The sequence below is a fragment of the Imperialibacter sp. genome (genome assembly GCF_040222815.1).
Taxonomy (GTDB): domain Bacteria; phylum Bacteroidota; class Bacteroidia; order Cytophagales; family Cyclobacteriaceae; genus Imperialibacter.
This window is the reverse complement of record NZ_JAVKCH010000057.1, coordinates 455,819-477,085: the sequence shown is the minus strand read 5'-3', so window position 1 is coordinate 477,085 and position 21,267 is coordinate 455,819. Positions and strand designations below refer to the sequence as shown.

The following is a 21,267-nucleotide window of genomic DNA, read 5'->3' as shown; positions in this document are numbered from 1 at the left end:
CTTACGGAATTAATTCTTTGTGCATCACTTTGGCTTCGCCTTCAATAACGGCTTTTCCAGAGGATTTGTGCGTCAGCATAGTGGCAATGGTGGCTGAGTTTCTCCCGTCGAGACTTACAACTTCTACTTTTGCCTGGTAGTCTTCACCCGGATACACCGGCCTTTTGAATTGCAGTGTTTGACCGAGATAGATGGTGCCATCGCCAGGAAAAATGGTGCCCAATATCCTGGAGAAAATGGCTGCACTGAAAATACCGTGGACAATGGGTTTCTTAAAAGAGGTGTTGGCAGCAAACGCCGCATCGATGTGCACGGGGTTTTTGTCGCCACTTAGCTCGGCAAAGGCATTTACCTGCTCCTGGGTAAGTGAAAAGGGCATTTCGTAGGTATCTCCGACTTTTAGCATGGTGATATTGTTTGGCTTAAATATAAGGGCTTTTTCGCAACTGCCTCCGCACAACAAGTTTTCACCACCAACGGATTATTCCTTGAATCAAAAACCATTTATGTTGTTCTTCCCGCATTAACCCGAAAACCAATCAGTCATGCAAAAAAGACTCAACTACCTGTTGCTGCTGGCCTCTGTCCTGCTCATCCATTGGGCAGAAGCGCAAAGCGGAAAAAAACCTATCGTCACTTCTGACCTTATGAAAATTGTGACCTCCTCACAATTAGAAGTGTCTCCCGACGCTAAAAAAGCGGTGATGGTGGTGACCAAAAGAGATCAAAAAGGAGAAGACTATTTCTACAGCCACAACCTTTACGTGCTCGATGTTGAAAAAGGTGGAGAACCCATTCAGCTTACGTTCGGAAAAAAGAGCGACTCACAGCCTACCTGGGCTCCAGATGGTGAAAAAATTGCCTTTGTTCGATCCGACGACGGAAAGTCGCAAATATGGATTCTGCCGTTAACCGGCGGCGAAGCTTATCCTCTGACTTCCGCCAAACATGGTGCTTCTGCTCCTCGCTGGGCTCCCGACGGAAAATCTATTCTCTTTTCGTCGTCCATCCCCGACTGGGACACCGAAGGCACTCCAACCTGGGCTTATGAAAGACCAGGAAGGGCATTCAAAGACGAACCCAACTGGAAGGCGCTAAAAGACGAAGAGAAAAAGGACATCAAGTCTACACCGGACGGCGACCTTGAAGAACTTCGGGCATGGCTGGCCAAAAATGCCGTCGACAAAAACCCACGGGTATTTGTGAATCAGGATTTCCAGGCGGAACAGGGACTGAACCCAGAAATGAAGTACCGGCATTTGTTTATTCAATCGCTTGACACCGAAAAAGCCCGTCAACTCACCAAAGGTTTCCAGGATTTTGGCGGTGGCGACTGGTCACCCGATGGAAAAACCATTGTTTGCACTTCGGTGTCTTACAAAGTGGAGCCCGACAAACAAAGCTACTCTGACCTTTGGAAAATCGACGCTGCTTCAGGTGCGGCCACCTCCTTCCTTCATATGGAGGGTTTTTCCTTAGGCAATCCTCAGTTCTCTCCCGACGGAAAGTCCGTAATGTTTTACATGCGAGATGATGTAAACAGGCATGCTACTCAAAATGACCTGGGGCTTGTCAACACCGACGGCAGCGGTGCAAAAATGATTACAGCAGAGTTTGACAGAGACGCTGGTGGGCCGGTCTTTTCTCCGGATAACAAAAAAATCTATTTTACTGCCTCGTCCGAAGGCGACATTCCTTTGTACAGCTACGACCTGAAGAAAGGCGAAATCGTTACCCTTTTGGAAGGAGACAAAGGCATCAATGACTTTGCGCTTGCAGGCAAAAAAATCATCATGACCATTACCGACTTCAATAACCCTCTGGAAGTATATAGCATGGACATGAAGAGCGGTGCTTTAACAGCGTTAACACATTTCAACTCGGATTGGCTGAAGGACAAAATCGTCACTCCCGTTTCCGAATACTGGGTCACCCGACCCGACGGCGTAAAAGTACAGTATTGGGTGATGCAACCCGTTGGCTTCAAACAAGGAACCAAATATCCGACGGTACTGGAAATCCATGGTGGGCCTTCTGCCATGTGGGGGCCGTCGGGACTCAGTATGTGGCATGAATTTCAGCTACTGGCCAGCTGGGGCTATGGCGTGGTTTTCAGTAACCCACGGGGTAGTGGCGGCTACGGCGATGCGTTTAAAAAAGGCAACTACAGAGACTGGGGCCACGGGCCTGCCAACGACATTCTGGCAGCATTGGATGACGCTACTTCCAAAAACAGCTGGATGGATACCGACCAGCTATTTGTAACAGGAGGCAGCTATGCTGGTTACATGGTGGCCTGGCTGGTAACACAAGACAAACGTTTCAAAGCAGCGAATGCCCAAAGAGGTGTATACGATCTCACTACCTTTATGGGAGAAGGCAATGCCTGGCGGCTGGTGCCTACACATTTCGGCTACCCATGGGAAGACGGCGTGCAGGAAATCCTTGATGCCAACTCACCTATTACCTTCATCGACCAAATCACGACACCTCTGCTTATCATGCACTCGGATCAGGATCTGAGAACGGGTACTATCCAGTCGGAAATGATGTACAAAAGCCTCAAAGCGCTGGATCGGCCGGTAGAGTATGTACGCTATCCGGGTGAAGGGCATGAGCTCAGCAGAAGCGGCAATCCGCTGCGGATGATGGATAGGCTCGGCCGGTTTATTGAATTTTTTGAAAGGTATGTGAAACACCCCGAGGCTCCTGCGGCTACTGTAGGAGAATAACTTATAGGGCATCCAGGGGCTATTGTCAGATAAGTTTGACCAGTATGGTGTACTGATGGCAGGGCTCCTTGTGGGTTTTCACACTATCAATTGAAAATGTTCCAAAAAATGACTAAGATTGTTTTGACAAAAAATGTCAAAGCGACATCGCCGTGAACAGTTTTGGTTCCATTATTAAAAAAAGTCGGGAAGAGGCTAATATCCCGCTGCGTAAGGTGGCGGCCTTCCTCGACATTGATCAGGCCGTTCTCAGTAAAATAGAGCGGGGCCAACGGAAGCCCAAAAGGGAACTGGTGGAAAAGCTGGCTGAGTTTTTTAACACAAACAAGGAGAAGCTGCTCATTGCCTGGCTGTCAGATAAAGTGCTTTACGAGGTGCAAGATGATGACCTGGCACTTAAGGCGCTACACGCAGCAGAAGACCAGGTGCTTTATCGAGCAGCAGAAAAATCCGAACGAAGCCAAACCATCAGTAAGCTAAAATCGGTCATGAGGGCTTTTTCACAAATAGACAGGGCCTGGATATTTGGTTCATTTGCCAGAGCGGATGATGGCCCTCAAAGCGATATCGATGTGTTGATTGATGTGCCGCAAGAAATAAAATTCACGCTGTTTGATATCGCTGAGATTCGGGAACAGCTGGAAAAGGCGGTGGGAAAAAAAGTGGACGTGGTAATGCTCAACGGTATAAGGCCTGCCTTGAAAAAAAGTATAGAGAATGAAATGCAATTGATTTATGAAGCCGTGTAAACCAACTAGCAAAGAGCGACTGGAGCATGTGATCCAAGCCATAGACCGCATTCAACTGTACTGTCAAAAGCATTCTGTCGACAGCTTTTTGGCCGACGCAAAGACAATCGACGCTTGCCTTTAATCAGTACACAATCATAGGTGAGGCAACGGCAAGTATTGATTCAAGTGTTTTAGAAAAATATGATTACCCGTGGTACAAGGTAAAGTCGTTCAGAAACTTTATACTTCACGAATACCACGCCGTGGAAATGAGGGTGATCTGGGATACCACCACGGAGATATTGCCCGGCTTGAAAGAAATGATGGAAGAAATACTTACTAAGGAGTTTTAATAACCTCATCGCCCAAGCTAACCGTTCACAAATACTGGCATCCTTCCTGCGACCATCTTAGTTTATTCTTATACATTACATTGTTATCCTTGCCAAACCTTCTTAAATTTTGATTTTACATAACCCTACTTGAACATGTATACCAGGCTCATCACCGGGCTTCTGTCCATTGCCTTTGCGGGATTAATTATTTCCATGCCTGGATGCAGCGACTCGACATCTTCAGGAGGCCTGCCCGAAACCGTCAGCTACAATTTTCATATACGGCCGTTGATGAGCGATAGGTGCTTCGCCTGCCACGGCCCCGACAAAAACAAAGTGAAAGCAGGCCTGAGGCTCGATATTCCGGAACTTGCCTTTGCTGAGCTGAAAGAGAGCAAAGGAAAATTTGCCATCGTGCCGGGGAAACCTGAAGAATCTGAATTGGTAAAACGTATTTCATCGGCCGACCCCGCCTACCAAATGCCATCACCGGAGTCACATCTTCCCTTGCTAACAGAGAACGAAATTGAGCTGGTGAAGAAATGGATCAAGCAGGGTGCCAAGTTTGAGAAGCTATGGTCGTTTATCCCCCCCAAAAAAGCGCCTCTTCCCAAAGTAAAAAACGATGAGTGGCCAAAAAACGACCTTGACCTTTTCGTCGTCAAAAAAATGGAAGAGAAAGGTTTGAAACCCACCGAAGGAGCCGACAAAGAAAGACTACTTAAAAGGGTTTCATTAGATCTCACAGGCCTGCCTCCTTCGCTTGATCTCATGGACCGCTTTATGGCTGACGAAAGTGAAAATGCCTATGAAAAAGTGGTGGAAGAGCTCATCAACACGCCCGCTTTCGGCGAAAGAATGGCTGTTCACTGGTTGGACGTTGGCCGCTACTCAGATTCCTACGGCTATCAGGACGACAATATCCGCACCCAATGGCCCTGGCGTGACTGGGTGATCCACGCCTTCAACAATAACCTACCCTACGATAAGTTTCTTACCTGGCAGTTGGCTGGAGACATGCTTCCCGATGCCGATAAAGAGAAAATCCTTGCTACCGGTTTTCTAAGAAATCACAAATACACAGAGGAGGGTGGTGTAATCGACGAAGAGTATCGGGTCGAATACATCCTTGACAAAACAAAGACTTTCAGCAAAGGCATACTTGGCCTCACCGTGGAATGCGCCCAGTGTCACGACCACAAATACGACCCCATTTCGCAGAAGGACTATTTTAGAATGTTTGCCTTCTTCAACAACACACCTGAAGTGGGCTACGAGGGCGACATATCTGTTTCGAAACCAGCCAAGGCACCGAGGCTTGAAATAACAACAGCCGATCTTGATGGAGTACTTTCATTTATCAGACAGCTGGAAAAGGACACCATGATGGTGTCGGTGATGGACGAGCTTGACACCCTGCGCAAAACCTACGTGCTCAACCGTGGGCAATACGATTCACCTACCGATGAGGTGAAGGCGCAGCCTTTATCAGAAGTCATGGGTTTTGACACTACCGCCTACCCAAGAAACCGCCTTGGTCTGGCCAAGTGGACGGTTGATAAAAGCAATCCTTTGACCGCCAGGGTATTTGTGAACCAGGTTTGGCAAATGATCTTCGGCCAGGGGATTGTGAAAACCGCCGGCGACTTTGGTATGCAGGGTGATTTACCGTCACACCCAGAACTGCTCGACTGGCTGGCGGTCGACTTCATGGAAAACAACTGGGACATTAAGTACCTTGTCAAACAAATTGTGACGTCCGCTACCTATATGCAATCGAGCAGTGTATCGAAAGAAAAGCTGGCCATCGATCCCGACAATATCTACCTCAGCCACGGGCCTCGCTTCCGGTTGCCCGCTGAGTTTGTAAAAGACCTGATCCTGGCTAGCAGTGGGCTTTTGGTGAATAAAATAGGTGGCCCAAGTGTAAAGGCCTATCAGCCCGATGGCCTTTGGGAAGCTGCTACTTCCGGCAGGGGTGTGCTGGCTACTTACCAGCAAGACCATGGCGAGGACTTGTATCGCCGGGGTATGTACACATTTATCAAACTTACACTGCCTCCTCCCGCATTGATGATATTTGACGGTAGCAACAGAGACCAGTGCGAGGTGAAAAGGCCTCAAACCAACACACCTTTGCAGGCACTGGTGATGATGAATGACCCCACAATGCTGGAGGCATCTAGGGTATTGGCCGAAAAGCTGGTCGAAGAGCAGTCGGGTAGCGAAGATAAAATCACAAAAGCTTTTAGGATGATTGTGTGCCGGGTGCCGAAGGAGTCTGAGAAGGATTTGTTGAATAGTTATTTTTCAGAACAACTTGGCATTTACAAAAGCCAGGCGATCGACCCTTCGGAGGTGCTGGATGTGGGTGAATACCCTCATTTGGAAGTGGAAAAAAGTGAGGCAGCGGCATTGGCCAACGTGATTCAACTGATTTACAACATGGAGGAATCCATTACAAAGACATAAGCCATGGAAAAAGAACAACTGGAAAACGGCTTAAATCAAAACAGGCGAAAATTTCTTTCGAAGCTAAGTCTCGGTATTGGTAGTGCTGCACTGGGCTCACTGCTGATTCCTGATTTATTCAAAGGAGGAGCTAGTCCGGAAGAAGAAATATTCGCCCAACTCCCGCATTTTGCCCCAAAGGCGAAGCGGATTATTTACCTCTTCCAAAATGGAGCTCCCTCGCAGCTTGACTTGTTCGACTATAAGCCCATGCTGCAAAAAATGCACGGGGAAGACTTGCCAGAGTCGATTCGTCAGGGTCAGCGATTGACAGGCATGACGTCCGGGCAGTCCAAATTTCCCCTGGCAGGAACAATTTTCGACTTTAAACAATACGGCCAGTCTCGTGCCTGGATCAGCGACTTGCTGCCCCACACCGCCAGCATAGCCGACGAGCTCTGCTTCGTAAAAAGCATTTATACCGAGGCCATCAACCACGACCCGGCACTCACCTTTTTCCAGACCGGCGCTCAGGTCGGCAACCGCCCAAGCATGGGAGCATGGCTGAGTTACGGGTTAGGAAGTGAAAACAAAAACCTCCCCGCTTTCTGCGTTTTGCTTTCCAAAGGAAAAGGGAACGGGCAGGGAGTCTACTCAAAGCTTTGGACCAACGGCTTCCTCGACTCCGTCCATCAAGGCGTACAATTCTCAAGTGGTGACGATCCGGTTTTGTACCTCAACAACCCTGAGGGAATGGATCGGGCAGAGCGAAGAAAAATGCTCGACCACCTGGCAGCGTTGAATCAGGAAAACTACGAAGAGTTTGGCGATCCGGAGATTGCTGCTAAAATCCAACAATACGAGTTGGCCTACCGCATGCAGACTTCCGTGCCGGAGCTTACCGACCTAAAAAATGAGCCAGAGTCCATCGTGAAAATGTACGGCCCCGAATGCATGGTGCCTGGTACCTATGCGGCCAACTGCTTGTTAGCCCGCAAGCTCAGCGAAGGCGGCGTTCGGTTTGTGCAGCTCTACCACCAGGGATGGGATGCCCACGATAACCTGCCAGGCCAAATTGTTGGCCAGTGCAAAGATGTGGACCAATCGTCTGCCGCACTGGTGATGGATCTGAGGCAAAGAGGCCTGCTCGACGAAACACTTGTGATTTGGGGTGGGGAATTTGGCCGAACCAATTACTGCCAGGGTAAGTTGACCGGCGACAACTACGGCCGTGACCACCACCCCCGCTGCTTCACTATCTGGATGGCAGGCGGCGGCATAAAACCAGGGATGGTCTACGGAGAAACCGACGAGTTTGGTTATAATATCACCGAAAACCCCGTTCATGTCAACGATTTTCATGCCACCGTGCTTAACCAAATGGGGCTCGATCACGAGAAGCTGATATACAAGCACCTGGGAAGAAGGTATCGGTTGACAGATGTGGCCGGGAAGGTCGTTAAAGAAATTATTGCTTAGCAGAACACCCAAAAGATGAAAAGAAGAACTTTTGTAAGAAACAGTGCACTGGCAGCTTCAGCAGTAATGGCTGGGCCATCTCTGTTCGCCCGTAATTCGAAACAAGACATTATCCTCGGCCATGGTAAAAAGCGCTACAAGCTCGACACCAGATGGAGCCAGGCCGACATCACCAAATACCCGGTGAAAGACTGCCATGAAATGGTGCAGGACAGCAAAGGCCGTATCCTGCTGCTCACCAACGAAACCAAAAACAACGTCATTATCTACGACAAAAAAGGGAAGCTGCTTTCAACGTGGGGATCGGAATATCCGGGAGCTCATGGGTTGACTTTGTTTGACGAAAATGGCACCGAGGTGCTCTTCATTTGCGACAACACCCGTCATCAGGTAATCAAAACGGACATGAACGGTCGTGTACTTTTGACGCTCGACTATCCAAAAGAAACAGGCGAATACACAAAGGCAGACGAGTACGTTCCTACCGAAACCGCCATTGCTCCCAATGGAGATATCTTTGTGGCCGATGGCTACGGTAAAGACTTCATTATGCAATACGACAGCAAAGGCAACTACATCCGTCACTTTGGTGGCCGGGGTGATACAGACGCCCACCTCCTCAACGCCCACGGCGTTTGCATGGATTTCCGTGATCCGGCTAATCCGTCGCTGGTTGTCAGCTCCCGCCAGCAAATGGCTTTCAAGCGGTATACACCGGATGGAAAATACCTGTCTACGATTTCCCTTCCTGGGGCCTGGGTTTGTCGCCCCGTTATCAAAGGCGACTACTTATATGCAGCCGTGCTTATGAGCGCCAGCCAGCCATGGAAGCAATCTGGGTTTGTAACGATTCTCGACAAGAATGACAAAGTGGTTTCCAACATTGCTGCGAATGCCCCGGAATATGAGGCTGGTCAGCTGAAGGAGTTATTCCAGACCGATGCAGTTTTTGCCTACCCTCATGATGTGTGCATCGATGATGAGGAAAATCTTTATGTAGCCCAGTGGAATTCTGGCCAGGTATACCCATACAAACTAACGCCTGTTTCATGAACAAGCTCAGGGGCCTGCTCGCCAACGGTAGCTTTTTCATTTGCTGCTTGCTGGCTTTTCTTCTCGTGTTCGAAAATAGTTTTACAACGCCCGCCTGGCTTCAGGTGCTGGGACGAATGCACCCTTTGCTGCTTCATTTCCCCATAGCGCTGTTGGTTGTTTATGCCCTGCTGGTATTTGTAAGCAAAACGCCCGCTGAGTCACCAGCTGATGAATCACTTCGTGCCGACGACCTGCTTCTTCTGGGAAGTTTTACGGCTGCTCTTTCAGCACTCATGGGATTATTGCTCTCAAAAGAAGGCGGCTATGCTGAAGGAAGCCTGACCTGGCACAAATGGGGTGGAGCGCTGATTGCTTTTTCATCTTACGGATGGTACACGTTCCGAAAGACATGGAATCACCAGCCTCTGCTTTCGAAAGTTATTCCTGTGGGCATATTAGTGTTAATCACCCTTGCCGGGCACCAGGGTGCCAATATCACACACGGCGAAAATTTTGTGCTGGCGCCTGTGATGCCCGACGAAAGTTTCGAAAATGTTCCCTTTGCAGAGGCCGTGATTTTCGACCACATGGTGCAGCCCATTCTCAGGGAAAAATGTATGAGTTGCCACAACAGCCTCAAAGCAAAGGGCGAGCTTGTGATGGAAACCCGGGAGGCTATTTTGGCTGGTGGAAAGAATGGGCCGCTTTGGGACTCTGTCAATTACGAAACAAGTTTACTTCTAAAAAGAATTCACCTGCCGGAATCGGTCGAGGAGCATATGCCGCCGGAAGGTAAAACGCAACTTACCGACGAAGAAAAGGAAGTGCTTGAAGCCTGGATTGCCAGCGGGGCTTCTTTTCAAGCTCTGGCAGCCGAAACTGCGCCGGATCAACCACTCTACCAAATAGCTCAGGCGAAATTCAATGTGAACAAAGCCTATGACTTTAAAGCCGCCGACCCTGAGTTGGTAGAGTCACTCAACTCCAACTATCGGATCATAAGCCCGGTTGCGCTGAATTCGCCGGCACTCACCGTTACCTTTTTCTCCAGCGAAGCTTTTGGTGCAAATCAACTAAAAGAGCTTGAAAAAATCCGCACCCAAATAGTTGAGTTGAGCCTGAACAAGATTCCTGTCAAAGACGAGGATCTCTTATTTCTGGAGCCTTTCGAAAACCTCGAAAAACTACACCTCAACTTTACTGGTGTGACAGACAAAGGGCTCGCTTCACTGGCAAAGCTTTCCAATTTGCAAGAGCTGTCACTTTCTGGAACAGCCGTAACAGCTTCGGGCATCTCCGGGCTGAAGTCACTTTCGGAACTTCGCAAAGTTTTTATCTGGAATACGGCTATTGAAGCAAACGAAGTCAGCCAATTATTGGAGGTTTTTCCTGCTGTTTCTTTTGAGTCGGGTTTCGACGACAAAGGCACTGTCATTCAGCTTTCAGCCCCGGTGATTGTTGGCAACGATGCCTTCTTTACCGACCCTATTTCAGTGAAAGTGAAACATTATCTCAACGGAGTTACGCTTCGTTATACGCTGGATGGCTCAGCACCCGATAGCGTCAATTCCTCAATCTACGAAGACGAGATTCCTTTGGATGGTAATACAATAGTTACCGTCAAAGCGTTCAAAGATGGCTGGTACAGCAGCGACGTAGTTTCGAAATCTTTTCTTAGAAGTTCGATTTCGCCCACCAGCGTTAGCTTGCTGACTCCCCCGAACCCAAAATACAAAGGCAAGCTGGAGCAGGCGCTTTTTGACCACATCAAAGGCACCAATATTCATACCGACGGCAACTGGTTGGGCTACCAGGGTGAAGCCATGGATGTTCAAATCAACCTTGGCGACGATGTGCCCCAAAAGTCGATCACAATTAGCAGCCTCAACAACACCGGCGGCTGGATCATGCCTCCGGCCAGCATCGACATTTGGTATGGTGAAGACGAAAAAAATCTGAAGCTCTGGAAAAAAAATAAAGTAGCACAACCATCCGAAAACCTGCCGGTTGGCCCTGCCTTCTACACTTTCGATCTGCCTCAGGAAAAATACGCCGTGCTCAAGCTTCACATTGTGCCTGTAGCAAAACTTCCAGCCTGGCACGACGCCAAAGGAAACCCAGGGTGGGTGTTTATCGACGAGATTCTTTTGAACTAGAGCCCAACAAATAAGCACCAGTGTCAGGTGCTTTGTTTTATATAACTATGGTAAACCAACCTATCATGAAAAAGAGCATTGTTCTCTTGCTATTCACCACCCTGCTAAGCACTTCTGTTTCTTTTAGTCAAAAGGCGCAAAAAATCTCTAGCAACAAAAAAACCGCCCTTGAGTCGGTGGATAAACACTCCTCCGAACTTATTGATCTCAGCGACAAAATCTGGGAGGCAGCAGAAATCGCCTTGAAAGAAAATGTTTCCGCCAAAGCCCTGGCCGACTACGCCGAAGCTCAGGGCTTTATCGTCGAACGGGGCGTTGCCGAAATGCCAACGGCTTTTATTGCCAGCTATGGCAGCGGCAAGCCCATCATTGGAATTATGGGTGAATTTGACGCTTTGCCAGGCTTGTCACAAAAGGCAGTGCCAGGCAAAGATCCTTTGGTAGAGGGTGCTCCGGGCCATGGATGTGGGCATAATCTATTTGGCCCCGGCAGTCTTGGAGCGGCATTGGCCATCAAAGAGTTGATACAAGCCGGAAAGCTAAAGGGAACGGTTCGGTTTTACGGAACCCCTGCCGAAGAAGCAGTTGGAGGAAAAATCTACATGGCCCGGGCCGGTTTGTTCAACGACCTGGATGCCTGCCTCGACTGGCACCCCGATGCAGAAAACAAAGCGAGCACCCAAAGCAGTCAGGCCATGATTGAGGTAACAGTTGAATTTACCGGACAAGCTGCTCATGCTGCGTTCGATCCCTGGAATGGCCGGAGTGCCCTTGATGCGGTAGAGGCATTTGTTAACGGCCTCAACATGCTCCGGGAGCACATTAAGCCATCCGTTCGCATCCATTACATCATCGAAAAGGGTGGTGAAGCTCCCAACATTGTGCCCGACTACGCCCGGGTGGGTTTGTACGTACGGGATGCCACCAGAGATGGCATGATGGACGTATATAAAAGGGTGCAGGAAATTGGAGAAGGGGCGGCCCTGATTGCAGGAGTTACGCCAAAGCTAACGATCACATCTGGCTATCACGAGCAGTTGCCCAATATCGCCGGTGCCAATGTGCTTTACAAAAACATGCTGTTAGTTGGGCCTATCAGTTACACACCGGAAGAGCTTGAGTTTGCAAAAGGCATTCAGCGATCAGTTAAGATGGAAGAAAAAGGCCTGGATGGAACCATTGGAGGCATTGACCCAACGGCCGAATTTCCCACAGGCGGCTCAACCGATGTGGCTGATATCAGCTGGATCACACCGGAAATTTCGCTTGTCGCTACTACTGCTCCCATTGGCACACCGTGGCACTCCTGGGCCGTGGTTGCCTGCGGCGGCATGTCGATCGGGCACAAAGGAATGGTTTTCGCCGCTAAAAGCTTAGCACTAACAATGGTTGACCTTTTTGAAAACGAGTCCATCAGAAAAGCGATGCGGGATGAGTTTCTGAAAAAAAGAGGCGATTATGTGTACAAAGCCATTTTACCTGAAGGGCCTCCGCCCGTGAGGTGATTTTTCTTGAAAAAAGCTTCAACATTCAGAATATCTAAAGGCATTTATCCATGAAGATGTTTTCGGCTCTGATCTTAAGCGGTATTATTCTGTGGGCAATCAACTGCTCATCTCCGAAAGTGAACCACGAATTCAAAGTCATCTCCTTCTTCACTGCCAAAAATGACCAGGCCCATATCAGTTTTGTGGGAGAAGCACACCCATGGTTCAAAGAACAGGCAGCTAAGCACCGTTTCACTTACGACTCGACCAGCAACTGGAGCAATCTTAACGACGACTTCCTGGCCAACCACGCCGTCGTGATTTTCCTCGATACCCGGCCGGAAGCGCCTGAGCAAAGGGCAGCGCTAGAAAAGTACATGAAAAACGGTGGAGCATGGATGGGCTTCCACTTTGCTGGGTTTGCACTTACCCCTTCCGATTTTAATCAGGACTGGTACTGGTACCATAATGTGTTCCTTGGCGCCGGTCAGTATAAAAGCAAATTCTGGCGACCAACCTCAGCCATTCTTCGGAACGAAGCACCCAACCATCCTGCATTAAAAGACCTACCCGACACTTTCAAAACGTCACCAAGCGAATGGTACCGGTGGGAAAATGACCTCGCCCAAAATCCCGACATCAACATTTTGCTATCGGTTGACTCATCAAGTTTTCCCCTGGGAACGGGACCCAAGCAGCATGAAATTTGGCACAGCGGCTACTACCCCATTGTTTGGACTAATACGAAGTATCGAATGATCTATTTCAATTTTGGTCACAACGACATCGATTACGAAGGTGGCACCAACAAAACGTTGTCATACACTTTTCGCAATCCGCCCCAGAACCAGCTCGTGGTCAACGCCTTGCTTTGGCTGGGCAACAGCAAGTAAGCCACCTGCGTAATTCCGAACTTGCCATTCCTATCTTTCTCTTATCTTGGGCTTCAATTGAAAACCCAAACTCTGTATTACATTGATATGAGAAAATTGCTACTACTTCTACTTTGTCTGGCATTCACACAGGCCAGGGCACAAGTACAAAGCCCGAAAGAATTTCTTGGCTACGAACTCGGCGAAAGATTCACCCGCCATCACCGGGTGATGGAATATTACCAGCACGTGGCGGCCAATTCTTCAAAAGTTGTCCTCAAAGAATACGGACGCACCTTCGAAGATCGTCCGCTGGTTTATGCCATCGTTACCAGCGAGGCCAACCACCAAAATATTGAAACTATAAGAACCGACAACCTGAAGCGGGCCGGTTTGCATAGTGGCAGCCCATCTACCAACATTCCAATTATCTGGCTCAGCTATAATGTGCATGGCAACGAGTCGGTTTCCATGGAAGCCAGCATGGCCACCATTTACGAGCTGGTCACCAACAAAACTGCCTGGCTCGAAGAGGGTGTCGTGATCATGGATCCATGCATCAACCCGGATGGCCGTGATCGCTATGCCAATTACTATAATCAGTACGGCAACAAGGACTACAATCCCGACCCTCAAAGCAAAGAGCACAATGAAGTGTGGCCCGGCGGCAGAGCTAACCACTACCTGTTTGACCTTAACCGGGACTGGGCATGGCAGACTCAGATCGAGTCGCAGAAGCGGATCGCAGTCTACAACCAGTGGATGCCACAAATTCATGTCGATTTTCATGAGCAGGGTGTCAACAGCCCCTACTACATGGCGCCGGCAGCCAGGCCCTACCACGAGCTGATCACCAAATGGCAATATGACTTCCAGGTAACTATTGGTAAGAACAACGCCAAATACTTTGACCAAAATGGCTGGCTATACTTTACCAAGGAGCGCTTTGATTTGCTTTATCCTTCTTATGGCGACACCTACCCTGTGTACAACGGGGCCATTGGCATGACGTACGAGCAAGGTGGCGGCGGACGTGGTGGATTAGGCGTACTTACAGCCGAAGGCGATACTTTAACATTAAAAGACAGAATTGCCCACCACCACAGCAACGGTGTTTCAACAGTGGAAGTTACCGTTGCCAACAAGAGCCAGGTACTTCAGGAGTACCAGAAGTTCTTCAGTAACAACGTCAACAGCTTTCCTGGCAAATACAAAGGGTTCGTGATCAAGGGAGATAACAACCCGGACAAGCTAACTGCTCTTGCTAATTGGCTCGACGCTATGGGCATTGCCTATGGAACAGGTGCAGCAAGCAAACCGCTAAAAGGATTTAACTATCAAACGCAGGCCACAGAGTCTTTCAATCTAACTTCCAGCGACCTGGTTGTAAGCAGCTATCAGCCGAGAGGCGTTTTGGCCAGCATTCTATTTGAGCCAAGCACTTATGTGGAAGATTCCAACACCTATGATATCACAGCCTGGGGCGTACCATACGCCAAAGGCCTGAAAGCGTATGCTGTAAGCGAAAAAATAGCGCCTGGAACTGGTAAGTACAGTGCCCCTTCAGCTGAGGTAACTTCAACCGACAAAGCCTACGCCTACATTGCCCGCTGGCAAACGCTGGAAGATGCCAAATTTTTGGCCCAACTGCTGAAAAACAAAGTGAAAGTTCGCTATGCTGAAACACCATTCTCCATCGGCGGAAAAAGCTACGAAAGAGGTACGCTTATCATTACCCGTCGGGGAAATGAACAACATGCTTCCCGTTTCGACGGATTGGTGAAAGGACTGGCCAAGGAATACGGTCGTTCGCTGGATGCTACCACTACTGGGTTTGTCGATTCAGGCAAAGATTTCGGCAGCGGCGACGTTCACTACATCGATGCTCCTAAAGTGGCTGTGCTGGCTGGCAACGGTGTTTCCTCTTTGGCTTTTGGCGAAACCTGGCATTTCTTCGAGCGCCAGCTCGACTACCCAATCAGTGTACTCGACACAGATGATTTCAGCCGCTTCGACCTGTCGGGCTATGATGTGATCATCATACAAAACGGCAGATACAACGGGCTGGGCGACGGCTCAATGAAAATGATTGATGATTGGGTGCGAAACGGTGGAAGATTAATTCTGGTGCAGGGAGCACTCAACAGCTTTGCTGATCGTGACGGCTATTCGCTGAAGCGCTATGCTGATAACGACGAAAAAGAAGCACTGAAAAAATTGAATGAAAAATGGGACGAAGCCGATGCTAATGTAAAATATGCTGATCGTGAGAGAAACGACATTCAGGGGATTATCCCCGGCGCTATTTACAAAGTAAGCCTCGACAATACTCATCCACTGGCTTATGGCTACGGCAACTCCTATTTCAGTTTGAAAACAGCCGAAAGCAGGTTCGGCAAATTGTCCGGCGCCTGGAATGTAGCCTATATCCCGACAGGGGCTAAACCTGTAAGTGGTTTTGCTGGCAACAGGGTACAAAAGGAATTGGAGAACTCACTGGTTTTTGGCGTTGATCGTATGGGCGGTGGCCAGGTCATCTACATGTCCGACAATCCATTGTTCCGGGCATTTTGGGACAACGGAAAGCTGCTGTTTGCCAATGCTGTTTTCTTTGTCGGCCAATAAGTGATTATCAACTAACCTAAATAATATGAAAAAGCTATTATTCGTAGGACTTCTAGGGGTTATTACTGCCTGCTCGTCGGGTACCTCCAACACAAAGGAAGGTGCCGATACACTGAAAGCTCAGGTAAGCGGTCCTTCGGACTATGATCCGGAAGCAAAACTAAAAGAGCTCGGCATCGAGTTATCAACTCCTTCGGCACCGGTAGCCAACTATGTAAATGCCGTTCGTACTGGAAATCTAATTTTCCTTGCCGGCAAGGGCCCATCCAAACCCGATGGCAGCTACGTCACCGGGAAAGTGGGCGTTGATTTAACTATCGAACAAGGCTACGAGGCTGGAAGGCTTACAGCCATTAGCCAGCTTGCGGTATTGAAAGCAGAGCTTGGCGACTTAAGAAAAGTAAAACGTATTGTAAAAGTGTTGGGAATGGTGAACTGTGCACCTGACTTTGCCGATCAGCCAAAGGTGGTCAATGGCTACTCCGATCTGATGGTGGCAGTGTTTGGAGAAAGAGGGAAACATGCCCGTGCCGCTGTTGGGATGGGCTCACTGCCAAACAACATTGCTATTGAGGTGGAAATGATTGTTGAGGTCGAATAAAAACACCTCGTATAAAGAAAATGGAAACCCGGTGCTGTTGCTTCGGGTTTTCTTTTTTTATCGTGCTTGGGGTAGTAGCATCAACACCATTCGCCGATTCTTGGATGCCAATAGGGCCTGGCGAAAATTTATTCTTCCAATGGAGCTTGTTTTTGCAACCGATAGTGAACGGCTACGTCTATAGAACTGGGCAAATGATGTAATTAAAGCTAAGAACAACTATTTGGGAAGTGGCTGTTTTTTTTAGTTGCCAGGTTGGTGACAAGAAGAGATGGTTCCCCGTTTTATCTCAATACACCCAACTTTATGAACATCATCGGAAATTTGCTATGGATTATTTTTGGGGGAGGCATCTTCCTGTTTTTCGGCTACGTGATCGGTGGCATTGCCCTCTGTCTCACCATCGTAGGCATCCCATTTGGTTTTCAATGTTTTAAAATTGGCATTCTAGCCCTAAGTCCTTTTGGACAAAAAGTAGTGACGACCGAAAGTAACTCTGGCTGCCTGGCTGTGATCATGAATGTAATTTGGCTTCTCACCGGTGGTCTTTGTGTTGCAGTTACTCACCTGGTGTTTGGGCTGCTGATGTTCATTACCATTATTGGCATTCCCTTTGCAACGCAACATATGAAATTAGCTTCGCTGGCATTGACGCCATTTGGGAAAGACCTTAGGTAGCTTCTGTAGATTCCAGAAATCGTTAGTTTCTCATTTTTCGCAAGCCAGCCGAGTTGGTGATCTTGATATTGCTTCCTTTTATTTCGATGAGTTTTTCATCTTTGAAATCGGAGAGTGTTCTTATTACCGACTCCGGCGCAGTGCCAACAATATTGGCGAGATCCTCCCGGGGAATGTTCATGTTGAACTCCTCTCCTTCATTCTTTTCTTTGAACTTATCTTCCAGCATCACCAGAGCCTCAGCCACTCTTTTTCTGACCGAGTTGTAGGCAAGCTTCAGGATTCTTTCCTCCATTTCCACCAAATTGTTGGAAATCATTTTGATGAACCTGATGGAAACATCCCGGTTGCTGTTCAGCAGTTTGTAGAAGTCTTGTTTTGGGATAAGGCAAATCTCCGAGTCCTCCATGGCCATGGCCGACTCAGTGTAGTTAGAATTCTGCAAAAGATCGATGTATCCGATAAAATCACCCTCTTTAAAAAGGCCGGTAATGTATTCTTTGCCGTCGTCGTTGGTTTTGTATGTTTTAGCTTTTCCGCTATTGACAAAAAAGAGTCCGTGTGGAAGATTACCTTCGTAAAAGATTATTTCTTTCTTCTTAAATTTTCTGATGGTGCGGTCAGCCGACAAATGGCTCAATTCATTTAACGCCTTTGCGTCATTCATAAAATCTGCAATGCCATCCACATCATTGGAATACTCCTTTCTGGCAATCTGGTTTTTGCGAAGCCGTAGTTCTATGATATCCAGCAACTCCACATCGTCAAAAGGCTTGGTCAGATAGTCGTCGGCACCCATACTCATTCCTTTTCTGAAGTCTTCTTTTTCAGATTTTGCGGTAAGAAATATAAACGGGATGCCGGCCGTTTCAGGCAATTTGCCTAAAACACGTAGCACGCCATAACCGTCCAGCTCAGGCATCATGATATCACAAATAATCAGATGCGGCAATTCCTTCTTGGCCTTCTCAATACCCTCCTTGCCATTCGCTGCTGTTATCACTTCGTAATCAGAAAGCTCGAGAATTTCAGCGGTATTCTCCCGCATTTCCATATTGTCCTCTATCAGCAATACTTTAGTCATGGCTAGGTTGTGTTATTGGTATCGACACCTTGAATTCGGTGCCTTTGTTTTCTTCACTGCTAAATTCAATATGTCCGTTCATTAGTTCAATATATTTCTTGACAATATTGAGCCCCAAGCCTGTTCCCTGTATGTTGATGGCATTGTTGGCCCTGAAAAATCTGTCGAAAAGGTGCTGCTGATCTTTTGCCGGTATACCAATACCATCATCTTTGACCTTGAAGACAAGTTGGTTTTTTTTCGCTGTTAAACTAAGCCGGATACTCTTTCCCTCATCAGAATATTTTGATGCATTGTTAAGAAGGTTGATTAGCACGTTTTTGATCATCTGCTCGTCAGCATATACGTTTCCTACGACTGGAGAAGAAGGATCAACGACAATCTTCTGATCCTTCTTTAGTGTAGGACCGATTTGAGAAATTGTTTCCTCAATAAATTCTTCAAAATCAAAGATCGTTGGGTGAAAAGTAGTTTTACCCTCTTCCAACTTACCAAGAGAAAGAAAATCGTTGAGAATATAGGTCAGGTTGTTAACGGACGATTTAATCCTCATCACATGTTTCTCTATTTTGTCAGCAACTTCGGTTTCGCCAACATATCGGCCAATAAGCGATGCCGACGAGAGGATTGTACTGAGTGGCGTGCGAAATTCATGCGAAGCCGTGGTGACAAAGCGGCTTTTCAACTCATTGAGCTCTTTTTCCTTGTTCAGCGCATTAAGTATCTCTTTTTCTGCCTTTTTCCTTTCCGTTATATTTTTACAGACAACAAGCAGGTTCACAATCTTGTCATCATCATCGTAGAGAGGCACAGCGTTTACCTGGTATTCCCTGGCTCCGTCCGATACTGTCATTTCCATGTCGAGAGGCAGACCTGTAAGGGCCTGCTTCAGTCCTTTGATAAATTCGTCCTTTTGGTCTATGAAATTCATAGAGGTAGCATAAGAACCAACCCAATCTTCCTTCTGACCCATTGCAGGTTCATTTTCCATTCCGTCTATGAGAAGATATTTTAGGCTTTTGTCAAGCACACATAAAATCCCGTCTGGAAAATTCTTGGCAATTGTTTTGTATAGCTTCTGGCTCTCTCTCAACGCCCTTTCCACCTGGCGTCTTTCTTCAATCTCCTTTTGAAGTGATTCATTGGAATAGGAAAGTCCTTCATTTGCACGGGCAAGATCTCTTGTTCTTTCTATCACCCTTCTTTCCAGCTCCCGGTTGCTCGTTTCTAACTCTTCGGAATATTCTTTCAGCTTACTCTGCGAAAGTTTAAGTTCCGAAATGTCGTGAATGATCCCTGTGAAAATCATTTTTCCTTCAAATGGAGTTTCGGTAATGCTCAAATACAATGGAAACTGAGTGCCATTCTTTTTAAGCCCTTTCACCTCTCTCCCAATACCAATGATTTTTTTGTGACCTGTTCTGTGATAGTTATCCAGGTACTGATCATGCTGAGAGTGGTCTGGCTCAGGCATGAGCATCTTAATATTCTTACCCAAGACCTCTACAGGCTCATAGCCGAACAATCGGGCGGCCGCAGGGTTCATTGACTCAACCAGGCCTCTTTCATCTATCGTTATGATCCCGTCTATCGCATGATCGAAAACAGCACTAAGCCGGGCCTCGGATTCTCCTTTGGAGTAATTTAACATTGAAAACGGTTCGTGTGTGAAAAACGCTGTCTCTGGTAAATATAAAATGATTTGCGCAGACATGCTCGGCCACGAGGCCACAAGTGCATGAAATAAAAAAGCATCGAAAGTTAATCCCGATGCCTTTAGCTTATCGTTATTGCTGTTTGGTTAATTAAGCAGCTCGAAAATACCAGCTACGCCCTGTCCTCCGCCTACGCATGCGGTAACCATACCGTACTTTTTCTTCTGCCTTCTCAATTCATTGAAAATCTGAACCGACAGCTTTGCCCCTGTGCAGCCAAGTGGATGACCAAGTGCTACGGCTCCACCATTCACATTTAATTTCGACATGTCGAAATCCAGGTTTTTGGCAACAGCCAATGCTTGAGCGGCAAATGCCTCATTCAATTCAATCAAGTCAATGTCTGCCATTTTCAGGCCAGCTTGTTTCAGTGCCTTTGGCACTGCGGCCACTGGCCCAATCCCCATGATTCTTGGTTCCACACCGGCTGCTGTATACGCCAGCATTCTGGCGATAGGTTTCAGGTTGTATTCCTGCACCATTTTTTCTGACATCACCATCACGAAAGCTGCTCCATCAGAGGTTTGCGAAGAGTTACCTGCAGTAACCTTTCCGCCAACTCTAAAGACAGGTTTTAGTTTTGCGAGAACCTCCAGGCTGGTATCTTCTCTTGGCCCTTCGTCGGTATCAACCACAAAGCTTCTCGTTTTTTTCTTGCCGTCCTTGTCCACATATGTCTCGTGAACATTAATCGGAACTATCTCGTCTTTGAATTTTCCGTCCTTTATTGCCTTGATGGCTTTCTGATGAGAGTGATAAGAAAATTCGTCGGCGTCTTCCCGGCTGATGTTGTAGTCTTTTGATACTTCCTCGGCTGTTAAGCCCATGCTGATATAATAGTCTGGGTTTTCGTGGGCTATTTTCCAGTTGAGTGCGGTTTTATACCCCATCATTGGCACCATCGACATCGATTCGGTACCCCCCGCAATAATACACTCTGCTGTCCCTGCGTGAATTCTTGCCGCAGCAATGCTTATCGCCTCCAGGCCTGAGCCACAATACCGATTCACTATCATGCCGGGTACTTCCATCGGCAAAGCCAGCAGCGAAATCATTCTGCCCATTTGCATACCTTGCTCGGCTTCGGGTACCGCATTTCCCACGATAAGGTCGTCTACCCTTTTGGCATCAAATCCCGGAACCGAGGCAACCAGGTGTTTGATCACATCTGCTGCCAGGTCGTCGGGGCGGGTAAAGCGAAAGCCCCCTTTTTTCGACTTTCCAACTGCCGTTCTGTAGCCGGCCACTATATATGCATTCATAATTGTAGTACTTTATCTGGTTAA

16 protein-coding genes are annotated in these 21,267 nt (G+C 47.8%); 12 read left to right on the top strand and 4 right to left on the bottom strand.

All coding sequences use genetic code 11. The annotated features are described in order from the left end of the window. Position 1: 1 nt before the first annotated feature. Positions 2-406 (bottom strand): MaoC family dehydratase, encoded by a 405-nt coding sequence (locus RIF36_RS28075; protein WP_350121909.1) that lies wholly within the window; start codon positions 404-406, stop codon positions 2-4. Between the two features lie 139 nt (positions 407-545). Between RIF36_RS28075 and RIF36_RS28070 the strand changes: the two genes are divergently transcribed. From RIF36_RS28070 to RIF36_RS28015, 12 genes are all read left to right on the top strand, one after another. Beyond that, positions 546-2,732 (top strand): S9 family peptidase, encoded by a 2,187-nt coding sequence (locus RIF36_RS28070; RefSeq protein ID WP_350121911.1) that lies wholly within the window; start codon positions 546-548, stop codon positions 2,730-2,732. A 152-nt stretch (positions 2,733-2,884) separates the two neighbouring features. Continuing rightward, positions 2,885-3,481 (top strand): nucleotidyltransferase domain-containing protein, encoded by a 597-nt coding sequence (locus RIF36_RS28065; protein ID WP_350121913.1) that lies wholly within the window; start codon positions 2,885-2,887, stop codon positions 3,479-3,481. A 71-nt stretch (positions 3,482-3,552) separates the two neighbouring features. Further along, positions 3,553-3,816 (top strand): HepT-like ribonuclease domain-containing protein, encoded by a 264-nt coding sequence (locus RIF36_RS28060; RefSeq protein ID WP_350149721.1) that lies wholly within the window; start codon positions 3,553-3,555, stop codon positions 3,814-3,816. 135 nt (positions 3,817-3,951) lie between these two features. Continuing rightward, positions 3,952-6,270 carry a PSD1 and planctomycete cytochrome C domain-containing protein gene (locus tag RIF36_RS28055; protein ID WP_502880867.1) on the top strand — a complete coding sequence of 773 codons (2,319 nt, stop codon included), beginning with the start codon at positions 3,952-3,954 and terminating at the stop codon, positions 6,268-6,270. Positions 6,271-6,273: 3 nt separating this feature from the next. Then, the gene (locus RIF36_RS28050; protein ID WP_350121915.1) at positions 6,274-7,728 is read left to right on the top strand and encodes a DUF1501 domain-containing protein; all 1,455 of its coding nucleotides are present in this window, start codon (positions 6,274-6,276) and stop codon (positions 7,726-7,728) included. A 15-nt stretch (positions 7,729-7,743) separates the two neighbouring features. Continuing rightward, positions 7,744-8,781 (top strand): NHL repeat-containing protein, encoded by a 1,038-nt coding sequence (locus RIF36_RS28045; RefSeq protein WP_350121917.1) that lies wholly within the window; start codon positions 7,744-7,746, stop codon positions 8,779-8,781. Continuing rightward, the gene (locus RIF36_RS28040) at positions 8,778-10,919 is read left to right on the top strand and encodes a c-type cytochrome domain-containing protein (RefSeq protein ID WP_350121919.1); all 2,142 of its coding nucleotides are present in this window, start codon (positions 8,778-8,780) and stop codon (positions 10,917-10,919) included. Before RIF36_RS28045 ends, RIF36_RS28040 begins: the two co-directional genes overlap by 4 nt. Before the next feature lie 65 nt (positions 10,920-10,984). Continuing rightward, positions 10,985-12,424: an amidohydrolase gene (locus RIF36_RS28035; protein WP_350121921.1), complete on the top strand. Its 1,440-nt coding sequence runs from the start codon at positions 10,985-10,987 to the stop codon at positions 12,422-12,424. A 50-nt stretch (positions 12,425-12,474) separates the two neighbouring features. Next, complete coding sequence (locus RIF36_RS28030) at positions 12,475-13,299, top strand: ThuA domain-containing protein (protein ID WP_502880866.1); 825 nt, start codon at positions 12,475-12,477, stop codon at positions 13,297-13,299. Between the two features lie 87 nt (positions 13,300-13,386). Continuing rightward, entirely contained in the window at positions 13,387-15,903 is a 2,517-nt protein-coding gene (locus RIF36_RS28025; protein WP_350121923.1) for a M14 family zinc carboxypeptidase, read from the top strand. A 25-nt stretch (positions 15,904-15,928) separates the two neighbouring features. Further along, positions 15,929-16,504, top strand: coding sequence for a RidA family protein (locus RIF36_RS28020; protein ID WP_350121925.1), 576 nt, complete (start codon positions 15,929-15,931; stop codon positions 16,502-16,504). Positions 16,505-16,810: 306 nt separating this feature from the next. Beyond that, positions 16,811-17,182, top strand: a complete 372-nt coding sequence (locus RIF36_RS28015) for a YccF domain-containing protein (RefSeq protein ID WP_152001430.1) — start codon at positions 16,811-16,813, stop codon at positions 17,180-17,182. Positions 17,183-17,204: 22 nt separating this feature from the next. Here the strand turns inward: RIF36_RS28015 and RIF36_RS28010 are convergent, their stop codons facing one another. From RIF36_RS28010 to RIF36_RS28000, 3 genes are all read right to left on the bottom strand, one after another. After that, positions 17,205-18,266, bottom strand: coding sequence for a response regulator (locus RIF36_RS28010; RefSeq protein WP_350121927.1), 1,062 nt, complete (start codon positions 18,264-18,266; stop codon positions 17,205-17,207). After that, positions 18,259-19,917, bottom strand: coding sequence for a PAS domain S-box protein (locus RIF36_RS28005; protein ID WP_350121929.1), 1,659 nt, complete (start codon positions 19,915-19,917; stop codon positions 18,259-18,261). The genes RIF36_RS28010 and RIF36_RS28005 overlap by 8 nt, the downstream gene beginning before the upstream one ends. A 150-nt stretch (positions 19,918-20,067) precedes the next feature. Further along, positions 20,068-21,243, bottom strand: coding sequence for an acetyl-CoA C-acyltransferase (locus RIF36_RS28000; RefSeq protein ID WP_350121931.1), 1,176 nt, complete (start codon positions 21,241-21,243; stop codon positions 20,068-20,070). Between the last annotated feature and the right edge of the window lie 24 nt (positions 21,244-21,267).